This is a genomic window from Kitasatospora sp. NE20-6, from assembly GCF_045862635.1.
Genome location: NZ_BPRL01000056.1, coordinates 25,117 through 42,950 on the forward strand (window position 1 = coordinate 25,117; position 17,834 = coordinate 42,950).

Sequence of the window (17,834 nt, forward strand, 5' to 3'; positions counted from 1 at the left end):
GTGACGGCGGTGACGGCGCCGGGCGGACAGCCGGTCACTGCGTGGACATCCCACGCCGAGCCGGGACTTGGGCAGCACCGGACGCGGGAACCCGGCACCCGGAGCACCGGGAACTTCCCGGGCCCTGGGTGGACGTCGTCGCGCCGTGACCTGCGGACAGGAACGCGGACGCTCCCGCCGACCGGGCCCGTCTTCGCCTCGGGCAGCAAATGGCACCGGCAGCCCCCGCTAGGATCGGCCGGGTGAGCACGAGCAGAGCGCTGACGGCGTGGCTGGCCGAATTCTCCCGTGAGCAATTGACCGAGCTGCTGGAGCAGCGGGAGCTGCCGTACGCCGCCCGGTTCGCCGGTGGCCCGGGTGTGCGGACGCTGCCGGAGGTGGCGGAGCACCTGCTGTCCGATGCTTCCGTGAGCGGGGCGCTGGCCGCGTTGAACGTGTCCGACATGCAGCTTCTTGTCGGGGCTGCCGTTCTGGCCTCGCGGCGGCACGGCCCGCTGCCCACGGAGTCCGCCGGGGTGGGGTTGATGCTGGTGGATGCGTATGGTCCAGGCCGGCGCCGGCCGCAGGACGCGGGCCCGGATCCGGCCGGGCGGGCCGTGCCCCGTGCCGACCTGCTGGACTTCCTGCGGCTGGAGGGCGGAGCGCGCCGGGAGGCGGAGGCGGCGTTGGACCGTCTCGCGCTGCGGGCGCTGGTCCTGCCGCCGCACGGCGGCAAGGTCGTCGTGCCGGGTCTGCTGCACCGTCAGGCCGCGCATCTCAGCGGCCTGGGACGCCCCCTGAACCTGCTGCTGTCCCGCGCCTACCAGTCGGCCGAGGTCCAGCGGATCCACCGCGCGCTGACTCTGCCGACCGCCAGGACCCGGGACGAGCGCCAGCAGGCGGTCGTGGCACTGCTGTCGGACCCCGCCCAGGTCCGCGACCTCGTCGAACAGGCCCCGCCGGAGGCTGTGGAGCTGCTGGACAGGCTGGTCGCGGGGCCCGCACTGCTGCGCACGCACTGCTTCCAGGACCGGTACGGCGGCTACTACACCTCCCAGGACAGCGCCTTCGTCTTCCGGCCCGGCGGCTCGGGCGATGCGGGCACCGACTGGCTGGCCGAGCGCGGCATGGTCGTCCCGGTCGGCCACGACCTGGCCGAACTGCCCCACGAGATCGGCCACGCACTGCGCGACCCCGACGCCCGGCCGCCCTACGACCCCTTCCCGCCCCAGCCGGCGGGCACGGCGGTGTCGCCGCAGGCGGCGGCCCGGGAGGCACAGGCCGCCGCCCTGGCAGCGGCCTCCCGCGTCGAGCTGCTGCTGCGCCAGGTCGACGTCCAGCCGCTGACGGTGCGCAAGGCGGGCGGGATCGCGGTGCGCGACACCCGCCGGGTGGCCAAGCAGGCGGGCGTGGGCGAGGAGCAGGCCCGCCTGTGGCTGGACCTGGCGTCCAACGCCGGCCTGCTCACCGCCCACGCCCCCGAACCCGAGCCCGCCCCGCGCGGCCGCCGCCGACCCGCGCCACCGCAACCCGCCGCCCGGGTGCTGCCCACCGAACGCTACGACCGCTGGCTCACCGCACCACCCGCCCAACGGCTCCTGCCGCTCATCGCCACCTGGGCCGTGACCCCCGAGGTGTTCAGCCACTGGCCCGACGAGGACGACACCCCCGTCGCCCTGGTCAGCCCCCAGGACCCCACCGCGGTCCCGCTGCGCCACGCCCTCCTGGAAACACTGGCCGCGCTCCCCGAAGGACACGGCGTGAAGACCGGGAACGCCGGGGAGCTGCGGCAGCTGGAACAGGCCCTGCACTGGCACCGACCCGCCGTCCTCCCGGAGAGCACCGAGGACGACGGCCCACTCACCGCAACCCTGACCGAGGCACAACTGCTGGGCCTGGTCGCCCACGGAACACTGACACCGGTCGGACACGCCGTCCTCGCACTGCTCCGGGCGGGCGCGGCCCGCTACTTCCCCGCGGTCCCCGGCACCGGCCCCTCCCTGAAGGACCGGCCGGCACTGGCACAGGCCGTCCGGCAGCTGGGGCGGGAACTGGAGAACCTCCTGCCCGCCCCGCAGGACGGGGCCCGCTTCCAGGCCGACCTCACCGCGGTCGTCACCGGAGCACCCTCGGCCGACCTGACCGCCCTGCTGTCCTCCTGCGCGGACCGCGAATCCGAAGGACACGCCGTGGTCTGGCGGATCACCGCAGCCTCGGTACGCCGCGCGCTGGACACCGGAACGGACCCGGAAGAACTGCTCAAGCACCTCACCGACGTGTCCGAGGGCGCACGCCCGCTGCCCCAGCCCCTGGAATACCTGATCAAGGACACCGCCCGGACCCACGGCCGGATGCGCGTGGTCCGCTCCGCCTGCTGCATCCGCTCCGACGACGAAACCCTCGTCACGGAACTCTCCAGGACCAGGACACTCGCCAGGATCGGCCTGCGCCGCATCGCCCCCACCGTCCTGATCAGCACCGCCGACCCGGACACCACCCTGGCCGCACTCCGCACGGCCGGCTACGCACCGGTCCTGGAAGCCGAGACCGGCACCACCGTCGTCCAACGCGCCCTGCAGGAACGTGCGGAGTCGAGGACCACCTCCCTCTCGGACGCCTTCCGCGACCACGGCCGCGGTTCCACCACAGCCCCGGCCCTCGCCGCGGCCCTTCTCGCCGCAACCCGTCCCGCCGCCCGCGGCAAGAAGGACTGAGCTCCGCCGGTTGCTGCCCGGCGAAGTGAGGCCACGTCCGCCATGGACGGCCGGTGCCCTGTACGCCGCGCCGGGGTGCTGCAGGCGCGCAGGGCGTGGTCGGGCGGACCGCGTCCGTGGATGGTGGTCCTCGCGTCGTGGCCGTGCAGGGCGACGGTGACGTCGCCGAAAGTCGTGTGCCGCTCAATGAGACCGTGGCGACCAGGGGAACGATCACCTTCTAACGTCGCAACTCCTAATCCCCGGTGGTTCGTTCCGCCGGTGATCCCCCACCTAGGAGTCGTACATGCAACAACGAGCACGATGGGGACACGTCCCGGCCGCGGGCCTGGCGCTGTCGCTGATGACGGCGATGGTGACCCTGACCCCCGCCCCCGCCCTGGCGCTGGCACCGGGCGTGGTCGCGACCGACACCGGCCTCGTCCAGGGAGCAGCGCCGGATGCGAACGGTGTGACCGCGTTCAAGGGCATCCCCTACGCCGCAGCGCCCGTGGGTCCGCTCCGCTGGCGATCCCCCCGGTCGGCAGCGGCCTGGAGCGGTGTGCGCCGGGCGGACGCCTTCGGGCCGGCCTGTTGGGGCACGCAGCAGGCCGGGGCGCCGGCACCGGTGATGAGCGAGGACTGTCTGACGCTCAACGTCTGGCAGCCGCCGCGGCGGTCGGGGCCGCCGAAGGCCGTCATGGTGTGGCTGCACGGAGGAGGGTTTCAGTTCGGCTCCTCGGCCGATCCCAAGTACGACGGGGCCAAGCTGGCCGCTCAGGGCGTGGAGGTGATCAGCCTGAACTACAGGCTGGGCGCTTTCGGGTTCCTGGCACGTCCCGAACTCGACCGGGAGGCGGGGAGCTCCGGCAACTTCGGCCTGCAGGACCAGATCGCCGCTCTGCGCTGGGTCCAGCGCAACATCGCCGCTTTCGGCGGCGCCCCGGGGAACGTCACACTGTTCGGCCAGTCCGCCGGCGCCCACGCGGTGGGGATGCTGATGGCGTCCCCGCAGACGCGCGGCCTGTTCACGAAGGCCATCGCCCAGAGCGGAGCCTTCTGGGACAGCGAGCACGGGTCCATCCCGCCTCACGGCGCCGCGCTGGCCCAGGGTGCGGCGCTCTCGACGGCCCTGGACGCCCCCACCCTCGCCGACCTGCGGGCCGTTCCCGAGGACAGGCTCGCCGCTGCCGGCGGGAAGGCGTTCTTCGCGCCCAGCATCGACGGTGCGGTCCTGACCGACTCCCCGGCCGCCGTGTTCGCCCGCGGTGAGCAGCGGCATGTTCCGCTGCTCGCCGGTTACACGGGTGCCGAGGACTTCCCGATCTTCGACCCCCGGGCGCTGCCCCATGCCTCGCCGCAGGAGTTCTACACCGCGGCGGAGAAGCTGTTCGGCGCGAGCCGCATGGCGGAGTTCGCGAGGCTCTATCCGGCGGCCACGCCGGCGGAGGCGGCGGATCAGGCCCGCCGGCTCGTCGGTGACATGGTGATCTCGGAGCAGGCCTGGGAGCTGCTCGGCCTGCAGCAGCGGACGGGCGGCTCGGACGTGTACGGGTACACGTTCACCTACACGTCCGCGTACTCGCCCGTGCCGGCGCACGTCGCCGACGTGCCGTTCGTCTTCGGCAATCTCCTGCCGCAGTACTTCGCACCGCAGGCGCCCCCGGCCGGCGCTGCGGACCGGGCGTTCTCGGACACGCTCGCGGAGTACTGGACGAACTTCGCCGTGCACGGTGACCCCAACGGCCCGGGCCTGCCGTACTGGCCCCGGTACGCGGGGGTGGGCTCGAAGCTGATGGAGCTGGACGCGGCGCCGTCTGCGGTCACGGAACCCGACGGGGCACGGCTGGGCTTCCTTGCGTCCTTCCGGACCGGCGGCAGGTTCCCTGCTTCCTGGCAGACGGCCGGAAGCTGATTTCGGGGCGGTGAGCAGGAGCATCCGGGGCTCCCCGGCAGCGCAGGCTGCCGGGGAGCCCCGGGCCGGTGCCGGTGCGACAACGGCCTCGCCACCACCTGCTCCGCATCCGGCAGGTCCGGCGGACACCGGTGCTCGCGCGTCCCGCGGTCGCCGGTGCTCCCGAACCGGTGCTCCCGAACCGGTGGGCCGGACGGTCACCCGCAGGAGCGGCCGAAGTGGACTCCGCCCCGGTGATGCCGCGGACATGCGACAGCAGGGCCTCCCGGACCGCTCGCCGGTTTCGACACCGTTCGAGCTGCCAGGAGGCCCTGCTTTCGTGCGCGGCTGTCACCGCAGTCACCCGGTCGGGGCTTCCGTTCGACCGGCACCCCTCAAGATCGGAACGACGACGGCCGCCGGGGTTCGGGACGGCCGGTCAGGCGCCGTGCAGCCATGCGAAGGAACGGCGGTGGAAGGCCGCAAGCTCCTCGGGCCGGTCGTCGCCGTACAGGTCGTCGCCGACCTGGTAGCCCAGCCGGTCGAACAGGTGGGCCAGCATGCGGTAGGGCGGCCGCAAGCCGGCCAGATCCGCCGGGTCCACGGCCAGGGCCGTGCCCGGCACGCTCGGGGTGAGCACGTCGCGCTCGTACACCGCGTCGAGGGAGAGGATCTGCCAGTGACCGAATCGGCGTTCGACGCGGTAGGCCAGCCGGGCGTAGGAGGCGAGGTCGACCTGGACCTCGTCCAGCAGGGTGCGCATCTCGATGACGGCCGGCAGCTCCACCAGGGCCCGGTCGCCCCGCACGTCCACGACGGGTGGGGCGAGCCGGTGGACGGCGGCGTCGCCGCGGCCGGACATCTCCCGCGAGCGGGCCGTGAACTGCGCCCCGCTGCCTGTGAACCAGCTGAGTCGCACGGTCGAGTCGGGGGCGAAGCACTTTGCCATCGATTCCCACCAGCCGCGGTCGCGCGCCTGGCGTTCGTGCAGGACCAGTTGGCCGATCTCGGCGATGTCGTTCACGGGACGGTGGTTTCCTTCGGGACGGGCGGGACGTGTCATACCGGGGTGTGCTCGACGCCGCCGCACCACACGGCCCGTACCGCGCGGGTGGCGCGGATGTCCGTGAGGGGGTCGCCCTCGACGAGCAACAGGTCGGCACGCAGGCCCGGGGCGACGGCGCCGCGGTCGGCCAGGCGGAAGTGCCGGGCGGGCAGCACGGTGGCGGCGCGCAGCGCCTCCACCGTGGACAGTCCGGCTTCGACCAGCAGTTCCAGCTCGTGGTGCAGGCTGCTGCCGTGCTCGATCGCGGCGGGGACGCCGGGCTGGGAGTTGGCGTCGGTGCCGGCCAGTACCGGCACGCCGGCCCGGTGCAGCGCGCCGACGCTCTCAAGGGCCGCACCGAACGCCTCGGGCCGGCCGCGGGCGGCCGCGGTGCCTTCCATCATCGACAGCGTCGGAATGCTCACCCGTCCGTCGGCTGCCGTGCGGGCCACGTCCGTGGCCGACAGCGGGCGGCCGAGCGGCACGTGGGTGATCATGTCGACGCCGGCGTCCAGGGCGAGCGCGTACGCGCCGGGTGAGGACGCGTGTGCGACGACCGTGCGGCCGTGGGACCGTGCGGCCGCCACCAGGGCGGTCACCACGGGAAGTTCGGGGCCGCCTTCGCCCGGTGCCTCCAGCACCACCTTGATGTAGTCGCTCCCTTCTGCGATGCGGTCCGTGACGAAGCGCTCGGCGTCGGCCGGGTCGAGGAGGGTCGCGGCCTCGGCCAGGCCGGGGATGCGGGCGTGCGGGCCGCCCGGTCCGATCGCCGGGGTGCCGGCGCTGCGGATGTCGGTCAGTGCGGGCAGTCCGCGGAGGGCGGCGAGCCGCTGCGGCGGCCAGGTGGCCATGTCCAGGCCGGTGGTGACGCCGTGCGCGGTGAGCTTCTCGAGTGTCTCGCGCCCTCCCAGGTGGATGTGCGCGTCGATCAGACCGGGCAGCAGCACCGCCCCGCCGCAGTCCGTGGTACGCGCGCCCGTGGGGTCGGTGCCGATGACCGCGCCGTCGATGACGACGGTGCGCGGTTCGCTCAGCCGCCTGCCGTCGAAGACCCGGACGTCGGTCAGTGCGATGCGGTCGGGGTGTGCCACGAATTCTCCTGGAGGACGCTGCGGGTGTGGTGGTGTCGACAACGTGGGGGCAGTTCGACGATGACGCATCCGCGGGTGGTCAGGCCGTCGGCGATGCGGTGCGCCGCGGACGGGTCGGGGCCGGGCACCCGCTGTCCGGGGTGGATCGCGCAGGTGCCGTTCGTGGTGGGGTGCTCCTGGCTCATCCGGTGTGCCCGGTCAGGCGGCGCCACAGGTCCTCGGGATGTTCGACGTCCGTGCCGCGCCAGGCGACGTGCTGGTCCGGGCGGACGATCACCAGCGGCGCCTCGAACAGCTCCTCGGCCCGTTCGAAGGCCAGGACGGTCAGGGGGATGCCCAGCCGCCGGGCGCAGTCCTCGATCCTGGCGGCGGCGGGCGCCGTCAGGTCGCCGACGAGGCTGTACCCCGGACCGAGCCGGTCGTACAGCGAGTCGGCGGGGCCGAGCCAGGTGTGCGGCAGACGATCGCCGGGCGCGGCGCGGGGGACGTAGGACGCCTCGTCGATCTCGCGGACGGGGCCGGCGTCGACGATCGGCGAGCCGGCGTAGGAGGTGCCCAGGACGAGGCCGAGGCTGTGGAACTCGCTGTCCTTGCTGCGGTGCACGGCCTCGGCGACGAGCGGGCGGGCCTCGGCGAACTCCGCATCGGTGCCGATCAGCCGGCGGTCGCCGAGTTCGGGGCCCAGGGTGGCCATGTTGCGGGTCGCGGCCTCGACGGTGTGCGCGGCGACCGCCCGGCGTTCGGCCTGGTAGCTGTCGAGAAGGGTTTCGGGGGCCCAGCCCGCGAGTACCGCCGCGAGCTTCCAGCCCAGGTTGACCGCGTCGCCGACGCCCGTGTTGAAGCCGTGCCCGCCCCACGGCGGGTTGAGGTGCGCGGCGTCACCGGCCAGGAACACCCGGCCGACCCGGTAGGAGTCGGCCACGCGCATCCGGGAGCGCCACGGGTCGGCGGCGACGACCTCGACCGGGATCTCCCGTTTCCGGTCGCCGATCAGCCGGTGGACCAGACCCACCGGATCGGCGGCCCCGGCTTCGGCGTCGACGCCGATACCGATGCACCACCACGTGCCGTCCAGGTCGAGCCGGCCCACCAGGCCCGGCTGGTCGGGGTCGAGCACCCAGTACTGCACCGCGTTGCCGTGCGGCACGCGGGCGGCGAGCTCCTCGGAGCGGAAGACGATGTTGTAGTTGGGCCGGCTGTCGTCGTCACCGTCCAGGTGCACGCCGATGGCGTCCCGTACGACGCTGCGGGCCCCGTCGCAGCCGACCACGTAGGAGGCGCGCAGTGTCTCGCTGCGGCCGTCGGCGGTGCGCACGTCCACCGTCACGCCGTCGGCGTCCTGACGCAGTCCGGTCACGGTGCGGCCGGTCAGCAAGGTGGTGGCGGGCAGTTCCTCCACCCGCCGGCGCATCACCGACTCGATGAGCGGCTGCGGTACCTGCTGGCCGCCCTCGGCGACCAGGTCGTCGTCGATGAGGTCGAGTGCGAAGCACCGGTCGAACCGGGTCACCTCGCGCTCCAGCAGGGTGGTGCAGAACACCACCTGGTCGGACCAGGTCGGCTTGAGCGGTGCACGGTGCCGAATCTCCTGGGCCAGGCCCCAGCGGCGCAGGTGCTCCATGGTGCGGGCGGAGGTGGTCTTGGCCCGGGGGCGGGTCCAGGTGACCGCGGGCCGGGTCTCGATCACGGTCACCGCAGCACCGTGGGCGGCGAGTTCGAGGGCTGTGGCGAGCCCGACGGGACCGCCGCCGACGACGAGCACGGGGATCTGGTCGTTCACTGGGTTTCCGTTCACTCTCGGGGTGGGGAGGGTGGCCCGGTGCCACAGGCCGTCGGACGTGCGGACGGCAGGGCGTCGAGGCGGCAGGACGACAAGCGCGCAGTGCGGCCGACGGGCTGCGGGCGCCGCGTTGTCGTAGTTGCCGCTCATGGTGGCGGTCCGCAGGGCGGCACGGCTCACGGATTCCATTGAGCGGAACGCTCGTGGGTCCGCGGTGGCCTGCCGCCGCACCCGCACGCCGGGCGGTCACCGGAACGACGGGGAAAGCGTGCCGCTGAGCGGCAACGGCATCGTGCTTCCCCGCTGTCGCCACCACCATGTGGGGCCCGTGGCCCTTCACCGGCCGCGGGCATCGAAGGAGATTCCCATGGCCCCCACCCGCCGACAGCTGTTGTCCGCCACAGGGCTCGTCACCGCGTCCGTCTGTCTCGCCGCTTGCGGCGCCACGCCCGTGACCGCCCCCGCAAGCACCATCACCATTGCCGCACCGAGTGCCCCCGCAGACCTCGACCCGTACTCCTGTGCCGGCGCCCCGGACCTGAACGTCCTGCTGGCCGCCTACGACACGCTGCTGCGGACCGCCCCCGACGGCACCGTGCAGGCCGGCCTCGCCACGTCCTGGCAGTACCGGAGTGCGACCAGGTTCGAGTTGCGCCTGCGCACGGGCGTCACCTTCACCGACGGCACGGCGCTGGACGCCGAAGCGGTCAAGCGCAACCTGGACCGTGCGGCCACGAGCGTGCGCACGGCGACCTCGAACTTCGCCGGCGCGGTCCGGTCCGTCGAAACGCGGGGATCGCAGGAGGTGGTGATCAGCCTGTCGCGGCCCTACCCCGACCTGCCGGCCGCCCTCGCGGGCTGCACCGGCATGATCGTCAACCCGCAGCGGCTGATCACCCCCGAGCAGCTCGCCACCACGACGGACGGCTCCGGGCCCTACGACTACGACGCGGCCCACAGCACCCCGGGCTCCCGCTACGTCTTCCACCGGCGCAAGGATTACTGGAACACGGCCGCCTACCCGTTCGACAACGCCGTCTTCACGGTCATCACCGACTTCGGCGCAGCGTACGACGCGCTCGCCGCCGGCCGTGTGGATGTCGCCCCCGGCGTTCCGGCGGCTCTCGCCCAGGCCGACGGAGCGGGCCTGGGCCACGTGCAGGGACCGGCCGACTACTACATGGTCAACCTGCTGGACCGCGCCGGTGCCCGGGCCCCGGCGCTGAGGGACGTCCGGGTCCGGCAGGCCCTGAACATGGCGATCGACCGGGCTGCGATCAGCACGCGGTTCTTCGCCGGCACCGGCCGGCCCACCGCCCAGATCATCGCCCCGGAGATGCCCGGCTACGACCCCGGCCTCGACGACGCCTACCCCTACGACCCCGGCCGGGCCCGCCAGTTGCTGGCCCGGGCCGGCTACCCGGACGGCTTCACCCTGCCGGTGCTGTCCACCGACCGTTTCCAGTGCGACGCCCTCCTGCAGGCGGTGGCCGACGACTGGGCCGCCATCGGGGTCACCGTGCAGCGGGAGGTCGAGGACTACGGCAGTTACCTGCGTACCCTGACCTCCCGTGAACTGCCTGCCGCCGTCGTCCCGGTCCAGGGATCGGCGCCGTACACCGCGCTGGCGGGCCTCTTCGAGGAGCGAAGCCGCCGCAACCCCTTCCGCAGCACCGATCCCGAGCTCGGCTTGGCGTTCGCGCAGGCCCGCGACGCCACCGATGCCAAGGCCTCGGACGGTCTGCGCCGTGCGTCGGCCCTGCTGGTGGAGCAGGCCTGGTACGCGGGTATCGGTCATGACACGGTGGTCTGGTTCTTCGATCCGCGCAAGGTCACCGGCCTGCAGATGCGCAAGGGGGATCCGGTGCCGCGCTTCTACGACTGGCGGCCGGTTTCCTGACCCGTGTGCGGGGCGGGGCCGCGCGCGGCGAAGGGGGCGCGGGCGGCTACGTGACGGCCCCGGCGGCGTTGACGCCGCCGGGGCCGAGTCCGCGTGAGATCGCCCTGGCGGCGGCCCGGACGGCGGGCACGATGGCGCGCACGTCGTCGCCGGTGGGCACCACCACCGACAGCGCTGCGACCACGGTCTCGTCGGTGCCGGTGATCGGGGCGGCCACCGAGACGAGCGGCCCGGGCCGGGGCCTGACGACCGTCGCGTAGCCGTCGCGGCGCACGGCCGTCAGGGTCCGGCGCAGGTCCCGGGCGTCGATGGGTACGCCTTCGGGCTCGGTCCGCCAGGGGCGGGCCAGGTAGGCGTTGCGTTCCTCGAAGCCGGCGAAGGCGAGCAGCACCTGGCCCACCCCGGTGGAGTGCAGCGGCAGCCGGCCGCCCACCCGGTACAGGATCGGGTTCGCGGCGGGTGCGGACAGCCGTTCCACCAGCAGGGCGTCGTCGCCGTCGCGGACGGCGAGCAGGACGTGCTGGCGGGTGACCAGGTTGAGGTCCTCCATGTACGGCATCGCCACCGCACGGAGCCCCTGCATCTGCGGTGCGAGGGAGGCGATCTCCCACAGGCGCAGGCCGATCACGAAGTCGCCGTCCCCGGTGCGCTCCAGGACTCCGAGCCCGACCAGGGTGCGGGCCAGGCGCAGCGTGCTGCTCTTGGGGATGCCGGTGAGACGGCTCAGTTCACCGAGCCCCAGTGATCGGCGGTGTGCGGTGAAGGCTCCGAGCAGGGCGAAGGACCGTTCCACGACGGAATCCCCCTGCGGCGGGCGCTTGCCGCGGGGGGTGCCGGTCCTCGGCGGGTGGTGTGAGGACAAGGCCGCGCTCCCTCTCGTCGTCGTCGGGGTGGCGAACGGGTCGTCCGGCGGGGGCCGGGGCTCTCGGACATTGTCCTGCGTCGCGGCCGGGCCGTGGGGTGGGCGCACGGCGGGGTTCCGCAGGCCGGCCCGGGCCGCGGATCTTCCGGCCGGACGGGCAGGCATGGGCGTGGCCCGGGGCTGCGGATCTTCCGCGGCCCCGGGCCACGCCGGGTGGTCATGCCTCGGCGTTCACACTCCGGGGCCGGCGGCGCGGCGGGGGGGGGGGGGGGCCGGGCGCCGCCCGCGCCCCCCCCCCCCCCCCCACGCCGGGTGGTCATGCCTCGGCGTTCACACTCCGGGCGGGTGCCCGGTCTTCCTGGGGTGTGGCGCTGCGGCGGGTGGGGATGAAGGCGACGGCGAGGGCGCCGAGCAGGGCGGGGGCGACGAAGGCGTAGAAGCCGGCGCTGGGGGCGGCGGACACGGTGGTCACGTAGGTGAGGTAGCTGGGGCCGAGGATCGAGCCGAGTCGGCCCAGGCCGATGACGAAGCCGAGGGCGGTGCCGCGCAGTTCCGGGCCGAAGTAGCGGCCGACCCAGGCGTTGATCAGGTTCTGGGTGCCGAGGGTGCCCATGCCGGCCAGGGCGGACATCGCCAGGATGAGGCCGTGGCCGTGGTGCCGGGTGAGGACGAGCATCGCGACGGCCGCCGCGGTGAAGAGGCCGAGGGTGGCGGTCTTCAGGTGGCCGCGGTCGGCGAGGAGGGCGACGGCAAGGGTGCCGACGATCGCACCGCCGTTGAAGGCGATGGTGAACTCCAGGGCGGAGCTGAGGTCGTAGCCGGCCTTGATCATGAGGGTGGGCAGCCAGGTGCTGGCGCCGTAGACGAGCACCAGGCCGAGGAAGGCGGTGAAGCAGAAGAGGACGACGGCGAGCCGGCGGCCGGGGGCGAACAGTGCGGCCCAGCCGCTCTCGGCAGCGGCGGGGGTGGCGGCGGCGGCGGGGGTGGCGGTGTCCGGCGCTGCGGCGTACGCGGGCCGGTGGGAGGGGATGGCCTTCCAGCACAGGGGGACGAGCAGCAGCGGCAGGATGCCGACGAGGAAGAGCGTCTGGAAGTGGACGCCCGGCAGGACGGCGCGGCCGATGCAGGCGACGACGACACCACCCAGGGCGATGCCGGAGAGCGCGACGCCGACGAACAGGGTGCGGCGGCGCGGCGGCGCCCAGTCCACGATCAGTGCGGTGACCAGCGGGGACAGGGCGCCGATGCCGATGCCGGTGAGGAACCGGCTGAGGCCGAAGACACCGATGCTGGGGGCGAGGCCGCTCAGCAGCATGCAGAGCGAGATCCAGGCGAGGCAGAGCGTGATGGGCAGGCGGCGGCCGCGGGCGTCGCCCATGCGGGCGGTGGAGATGGCGCCGATCGGCATGCCGAGGGCGGTGAGGCTGCCCAGGGTGCCGATGGTGGCGGGGGCGATGTGCCAGTCCGGGTCGGTGATCAGCGAGGGGCCGACCGTGCCGAGGACGAAGAGGTCGTATCCGTCGATGAAGAGGACGAGCACGCCGATCAGCAGGACGAGCAGGGACGTCCGGCGGTTCGGAGCGCCTGCGGCGGCGGCCGCCGACGTCTCCGGGGAAGGGGAGGTCATGAGTGTGGGGCCCTTTTTCTTCCGGCCACGACTGTGTGGCGGGTGGGCCGAGGGCATCCGCGGCTGAAGGCCAGGGCCGTACGGGCGGTTGGAATCGCTCCGGTTCAGGGCTCCCTGACAGCGGCGGGCTCGGCAGGTGCCCCATGTGTACGGCACCGGCTTTCACCGGGTCAATGGATGTTTCGAAAGTGATCCCGAAATTCGATTCTCGCCTGCACGGCGTGCGGGCCGGCGGACGGCGTGACCGCACCGGGCCCGTCACCGTGGCCCCGCACGGGCGGGTGTGCACGGCGGCGGTCCCGGTGACCTGCGGAAACGTCAGAGCAGGGCGCCCCTGGCGGGGCCGTCGGCGGCGGCGCTGGTGCTGTGCTCGGCGATCAGGCGCAGCGCCTCGCCGCGGTCGCGGCGTTCGATGGCGTCGACGAGGTCGCCGTGCAGGCGGTGCCGCTCGTCGATGTACTCGCCGAGCGGCTGCTCGCCGAACGGCAGCACGGAGAGCGTGTGCGACTCGATGAGGTCGAGCAGGTTGCCGTAGAGGGAGCGCAGCAGCATGTTCGGGCTGATGGCGGCGATCCGGCCGTGCAGGCGCCAGTTGGCGTGCACGAAGGCGACCGGGTCCTCGTCGGCGGCCGCCCGGCCCATGGCGGTGATGTGCTCGCGCAGGTCGGCCATGTCGGCCGGGGAGGCGTGCCAGAGGGCTTCCTCGATCAGCAGCGGGTCGAGGGCGTCGCGGATGCGGACGGCGTCCGCGACGTCGGCCTGCCGGGCGTCGAGGGCGAGGACGGAGTTGCCGAGCCGCACCATCGGGGAGGGTTCGGCGCTGAAGAGGCCCCCTCCGGGGCCGGGGCGGACGGTGACGAGGCCGCGGGACCGGAGCAGGCGCAGCGTCTCGTTGAAGGTGCCGACGGAGACGCCGCACAGGGTGCGGAGCTCCTCCTTGGTGCCCAGGCGGGTTCCGGGTTCGGCGGCGGCGACGAGCGCGGCGATGCGGTCGGCCGCGCCCTCGGAGCGGCTGGGGCTGCTGGTGCGGGGCGCGTCGGAGGGGCGTGCGGGCTGTGTCCCGGGGCCGGGGTTCCGTCGGCCTTCGCGGCGCTGTTCCGCCGGTCTCGGGCCGGCGGATGCGCCCGGCGGCGTGTTCGACGCACTGTCGGATGCGGTGCTCAACGCTTCTCCTCAGCTCCGTGATGAATTCATTATGGAGATTACCGGCTGCCTCCTCTTGACGTCACGGACCCATGGGCGCAATATCAACGTAATCATCATGGCCAATAGCTCGGAGCGGGCCGCTCGCGCTCGCCGCCCTCCCCCGCGTATCCGAGTGACCGCCCGTGCACCTCGGGAGTCCCCTTGCGTATCGCCAACCTCAGCGGCCGACTCGTCCTGATCGCCGACGGCCTCGCCGTCGACGTCGAGCAGGCCAGCGCCGGCCTCTTCCCCGCCGACCCGCAGGCCGTCTACGAGCGCTGGGAGGAGTTCCGCGCCTGGGCCGACGGGGCCGGCCTGCCCGAGGGCACCGCCTTCGACGCCGCCGACCTCGGCTCCCCCGTCCCGGCCCCGCGGCAGCTGTTCGCCATCGGTCTCAACTATCGCGACCACGCCTCCGAGTCCGGTTTCACCGCACCCGAGGGCCTGCCGCCGGTCTTCACCAAGTTCGTCACCAGCATCACCGGCCCGGTCACCGAGGTCACCCTCCCCGAGGGCGGCCACACCGACTGGGAGGTCGAGCTCGTCGCCGTCATCGGCACCCGCGCCGAGAACGTCTCCGAAGCCGCCGCCTGGGGCCACATCGCCGGTCTCGCCGCCGGCCAGGACCTCTCCGAGCGCATCACCCAGCTCGCCGGCCCCATCCCGCAGTTCAGCCTCGGGAAGTCCTACCCTGGTTTCACCCCCATCGGCCCGTGGCTCGTCACGCCCGACGAGTTCGAGAACCCGGACGATCTCGAACTGCGCTGCACCATCGACGGCGAGGAGGTCCAGAAGGGCCGCACCCGCGACCTGATCTTCTCCATCCCTTCCCTGATCGCGGGCCTGTCGGCCGTCGCCCCGCTGCTCCCCGGCGACGTGATCTTCACCGGCACCCCGGCCGGCGTCGGTCTCGGCCGCGACCCCCAGCGCTGGCTGAAGGCCGGCGAAGAGCTGGTCAGCACCATCGAGGGCATCGGCGAACTGCGCCAGCGCTTCACCGCCTGACACCGCCGGACCGCCCGGCGGGCACCACCATTGTCCGCCGGGCCCCGCCGATCCTCCCGCCGTCCGGTATCGCCCGAGGAGCACCCCCCATGGCACTGCACCGCCTGACCTCCATCACGATGGGGGTTCCCAATGTCGCCGAAACCGCCGCCTACTACACCGACTTCGGGCTCACCCCCGAAGAGGACGGCTGGTTCGCCAGCCGTGACGGCGGCCGCCAGCTCCGCATCGTCCACGCCCCCACCCGCCGCCTCGTCGAGATCCGCATCGGGGTCGACCACCCGGACGACCTCTCCGCCGCCGCGGCACGCCTGCACCGCCTGGACGTCCCCACCGAACGCACTCCCGGCACACTGACCGCCTACGACCGGCCCACCGGTACGCGCGCCGTCCTGGAAACCGTCCCCCGTCTCGTCCAGGAGCCGGCGGCCGCCACCGGCTACAACGGCCCCGGCCGCACCGAACGCACCGGCGCCCGCGCCCCCGGCATCCTGCGCACCGACCGCGTCCGGCCCCGCAAGCTCGGTCACGCCGTCCTCGGCACCACCGACCTCGACACCACCGCCGCCTTCTTCCACGACGGCCTCGGATTCAAGGTCTCCGACCACATCAAGGGCCACGGCGCGTTCCTGCGCTGCTCCACCGACCACCACAACATCCTCGTCCTCGCCGCCCCCGTCACCTACCTGCACCACACCTCCTGGCAGGTCGACGACATCGACGAGGTCGGCCGCGGTGCCCACGCCATGCTGGAGGACCACCCCGAACGGCACGTCTGGGGCCTGGGCCGCCACCACGCCGGCTCCAACTTCTTCTGGTACCTCAAGGACCCGGCCGGCAACTTCTCCGAGTACTACTCCGACATGGACTGCATCGTCGACGACCAGCTGTGGACACCCGAGACCCTCGAAGGCGCCAAGGGCCTGTTCAGCTGGGGCCCCCCGCCGCCCCCGTCCTTCCTCGCCCCCGAGGACCTCGCGGCCCTGATGACCGGCACCCACGACAAGGGCGGCCGGGCATGACCGAGACCCCCCTCACCTGCGACGTGGCCGTCGTCGGCTTCGGCCCCGTCGGACAGCTGCTGTCCCTGCTGCTCGCCCGCGCCGGCCACGACGTCGTCGTCCTGGAGCGCTGGCCCGCCCCGTACGACCTGCCGCGTGCCGTCCACTTCGACCACGAGATCGGCCGGATCTTCCAGGCAGCCGGCATCGGCGAAAGCATCCAGGCCGTCACCGACCCGGTACCGGACCACTACGAATGGCGCAACGCCGACGGCGAGGCGCTGGTGCGCATCGACTGGTCCGGCACCGGCCCGTGCGGCTGGCCCACCGCCAACTTCTTCTCCCAGCCCGACCTGGAGGCCGTCCTCTCCGCCGCCGCCCTGCTGGAGCCCGGCGTCACCCTCCACCGCGGCCGTACGGTCGTCGACCTCTCCGAGACCGACGACCACGTCCTCCTCACCACCCGCACCGAGGACGGCGCCGAACAGACCGTCCGGGCCCGGTACGTCATCGGCGCCGACGGCGCCAACAGCTTCGTCCGCTCCCGGATGCGCAGCACCGTCACCGACCTCGGCTTCTTCTACGACTGGCTGATCGTCGACGCCCTCCCGCACGAGCAGGACACCTGGTCACCGATGAACTGGCAGCTGTGCGACCCCGCACGGCCCACCACCATCGTCTCCGGCGGACCGGGCCGGCGCCGCTGGGAGTTCATGCGGCTGCCCGGCGAGAGCGTCGAAGAGCTCAACACGCCCGGGAAAGCCTGGGAGTTGCTCGCCCCCTGGGGCCGCACCCCGGACAACACCCGGATCGAACGCCACACCGTCTACACCTTCCAGGCCCGCTGGGTCGACCGCTGGCGCGAAGGCCGCCTGCTGCTCGCGGGCGACGCCGCCCACCAGATGCCCCCGTTCGCCGGACAGGGCATGTGCTCCGGCCTGCGCGACGCCATGAACCTCACCTGGAAACTCGACCACGTCCTGCGCGGCATCTCGCACCCGGACCTGCTCGACACCTACACCACCGAGCGCAGCGACCACGTCCAGCACGCCATCAGCATGTCCATGGCCCTGGGCCAGGTCATCTGCGTCCTCGACCCGGCCCAGGCCGCCGAGCGCGACGCCCGCATGATCGCCACCGGCGCCGACCCCGCGCTCGCCCTGCCCCCGATGCCGCCCCCCGTTCTCGGCGACGGCGTCCTCCAGCACGAACCTGACGGCTCCCGCAGCCCCGCCGTCGGCCACCTCACCCCGCAGTACCGGCTCACCCACCGGGGCCGCACCGCACTGCTCGACGAGCTCACCGGCGGCGGTTTCACCGTCCTCACCGACGGCCCCGGCCCTCTCGACGCCCTCGACGAAGCCGACCGCGACCTCCTGCACCGTCTGGGCGCGACCCTGGTGCCGCTGTACGACGCGGACACGCCCGACGCCCCGGCCGACGGCTACCTGGACGTCGACGGCGCCTACCTGCCCCACCTGCGCGAACACCACCACGCCGCAGCCGTCGTCCGCCCCGACTTCTACCTGTACGGCGCCGCCACCGACCCGGCCGGGCTGCACCACCTGCTCGACCAGCTCCGTGAGGGGCTGCACCACCGCTCACCCCTGACAGCCGCAGCCACAGCCACGATCCGGTAGCGGCCGATCCGGTCGCGCCGGGCCTTCCACCGGCACGACCCTCCGGCGGGCCGAGCCGCCGGTGCGTTCCCGGACAGCACGCACCGGCGGCACGGCCCGCCCCCACGCGCCCACGCAACCCGAGGATCAGCC

13 protein-coding genes are annotated in these 17,834 nt (G+C 73.4%); 6 read left to right on the forward strand and 7 right to left on the reverse strand.

Annotation, left to right across the window (positions count from 1 at the left end):
- The first annotated feature begins 242 nt into the window (after window positions 1-242).
- Both SNE206_RS30515 and SNE206_RS30520 read left to right on the forward strand, forming a co-directional pair.
- Window positions 243-2,693, forward strand: a complete 2,451-nt coding sequence (locus tag SNE206_RS30515; RefSeq protein WP_407916760.1) for a helicase-associated domain-containing protein — start codon at window positions 243-245, stop codon at window positions 2,691-2,693.
- 286 nt (window positions 2,694-2,979) lie between these two features.
- Entirely contained in the window at window positions 2,980-4,587 is a 1,608-nt protein-coding gene (locus SNE206_RS30520) for a carboxylesterase/lipase family protein (RefSeq protein ID WP_407916761.1), read from the forward strand.
- Window positions 4,588-5,005: 418 nt separating this feature from the next.
- On the opposite strand, the gene SNE206_RS30525 is transcribed toward SNE206_RS30520, so the two are convergent.
- From SNE206_RS30525 to SNE206_RS30540, 4 genes are read right to left on the reverse strand one after another with little or no spacing between them, the layout of a single operon-like run.
- Complete coding sequence (locus SNE206_RS30525; protein ID WP_407916762.1) at window positions 5,006-5,590, reverse strand: nuclear transport factor 2 family protein; 585 nt, start codon at window positions 5,588-5,590, stop codon at window positions 5,006-5,008.
- Window positions 5,591-5,625: 35 nt separating this feature from the next.
- A complete protein-coding gene (locus SNE206_RS30530) occupies window positions 5,626-6,702 on the reverse strand; it encodes an amidohydrolase family protein (protein WP_407916763.1) in 1,077 nt (358 codons plus the stop codon).
- Window positions 6,675-6,887 (reverse strand): hypothetical protein, encoded by a 213-nt coding sequence (locus SNE206_RS30535; RefSeq protein ID WP_407916764.1) that lies wholly within the window; start codon window positions 6,885-6,887, stop codon window positions 6,675-6,677. Before SNE206_RS30535 ends, SNE206_RS30530 begins: the two co-directional genes overlap by 28 nt.
- A complete protein-coding gene (locus SNE206_RS30540) occupies window positions 6,884-8,662 on the reverse strand; it encodes an FAD-dependent oxidoreductase (protein WP_407916765.1) in 1,779 nt (592 codons plus the stop codon). The genes SNE206_RS30535 and SNE206_RS30540 overlap by 4 nt, the downstream gene beginning before the upstream one ends.
- Before the next feature lie 187 nt (window positions 8,663-8,849).
- Here SNE206_RS30540 and SNE206_RS30545 point away from each other — a divergent pair, with 187 nt between their 5' ends.
- The gene (locus SNE206_RS30545) at window positions 8,850-10,382 is read left to right on the forward strand and encodes an ABC transporter substrate-binding protein (RefSeq protein ID WP_407916766.1); all 1,533 of its coding nucleotides are present in this window, start codon (window positions 8,850-8,852) and stop codon (window positions 10,380-10,382) included.
- Between the two features lie 46 nt (window positions 10,383-10,428).
- Here the strand turns inward: SNE206_RS30545 and SNE206_RS30550 are convergent, their stop codons facing one another.
- From SNE206_RS30550 to SNE206_RS30560, 3 genes are all read right to left on the reverse strand, one after another.
- On the reverse strand, window positions 10,429-11,175 hold the full coding sequence (locus tag SNE206_RS30550; protein ID WP_407916767.1) for an IclR family transcriptional regulator: 747 nt from the start codon (window positions 11,173-11,175) through the stop codon (window positions 10,429-10,431).
- 385 nt (window positions 11,176-11,560) lie between these two features.
- Window positions 11,561-12,871, reverse strand: coding sequence for an MFS transporter (locus SNE206_RS30555; RefSeq protein ID WP_407916768.1), 1,311 nt, complete (start codon window positions 12,869-12,871; stop codon window positions 11,561-11,563).
- Between the two features lie 318 nt (window positions 12,872-13,189).
- Complete coding sequence (locus SNE206_RS30560; protein WP_407916769.1) at window positions 13,190-14,035, reverse strand: FadR/GntR family transcriptional regulator; 846 nt, start codon at window positions 14,033-14,035, stop codon at window positions 13,190-13,192.
- A 183-nt stretch (window positions 14,036-14,218) separates the two neighbouring features.
- On the opposite strand from SNE206_RS30560, the gene SNE206_RS30565 reads away from it, so the two are divergent.
- From SNE206_RS30565 to SNE206_RS30575, 3 genes are all read left to right on the forward strand, one after another.
- Window positions 14,219-15,061, forward strand: coding sequence for a fumarylacetoacetate hydrolase family protein (locus SNE206_RS30565; RefSeq protein ID WP_407916770.1), 843 nt, complete (start codon window positions 14,219-14,221; stop codon window positions 15,059-15,061).
- 89 nt (window positions 15,062-15,150) lie between these two features.
- The gene (locus SNE206_RS30570; RefSeq protein ID WP_407916771.1) at window positions 15,151-16,083 is read left to right on the forward strand and encodes a VOC family protein; all 933 of its coding nucleotides are present in this window, start codon (window positions 15,151-15,153) and stop codon (window positions 16,081-16,083) included.
- The gene (locus tag SNE206_RS30575; RefSeq protein ID WP_407916772.1) at window positions 16,080-17,702 is read left to right on the forward strand and encodes a bifunctional 3-(3-hydroxy-phenyl)propionate/3-hydroxycinnamic acid hydroxylase; all 1,623 of its coding nucleotides are present in this window, start codon (window positions 16,080-16,082) and stop codon (window positions 17,700-17,702) included. The genes SNE206_RS30570 and SNE206_RS30575 overlap by 4 nt, the downstream gene beginning before the upstream one ends.
- Window positions 17,703-17,834 lie beyond the last annotated feature (132 nt).

What these genes read in the sequence shown, in the direction of transcription:
- SNE206_RS30520 (WP_407916761.1), top strand. Translation starts at nt 2,980, where the DNA reads ATGCAACAACGAGCACGATGGGGACACGTCCCGGCCGCGGGCCTGGCG.
- SNE206_RS30535 (WP_407916764.1), bottom strand. Translation starts at nt 6,887, where the DNA reads ATGAGCCAGGAGCACCCCACCACGAACGGCACCTGCGCGATCCACCCC.
- SNE206_RS30545 (WP_407916766.1), top strand. Translation starts at nt 8,850, where the DNA reads ATGGCCCCCACCCGCCGACAGCTGTTGTCCGCCACAGGGCTCGTCACC.
- SNE206_RS30555 (WP_407916768.1), bottom strand. Translation starts at nt 12,871, where the DNA reads ATGACCTCCCCTTCCCCGGAGACGTCGGCGGCCGCCGCCGCAGGCGCT.
- SNE206_RS30570 (WP_407916771.1), top strand. Translation starts at nt 15,151, where the DNA reads ATGGCACTGCACCGCCTGACCTCCATCACGATGGGGGTTCCCAATGTC.
- SNE206_RS30575 (WP_407916772.1), top strand. Translation starts at nt 16,080, where the DNA reads ATGACCGAGACCCCCCTCACCTGCGACGTGGCCGTCGTCGGCTTCGGC.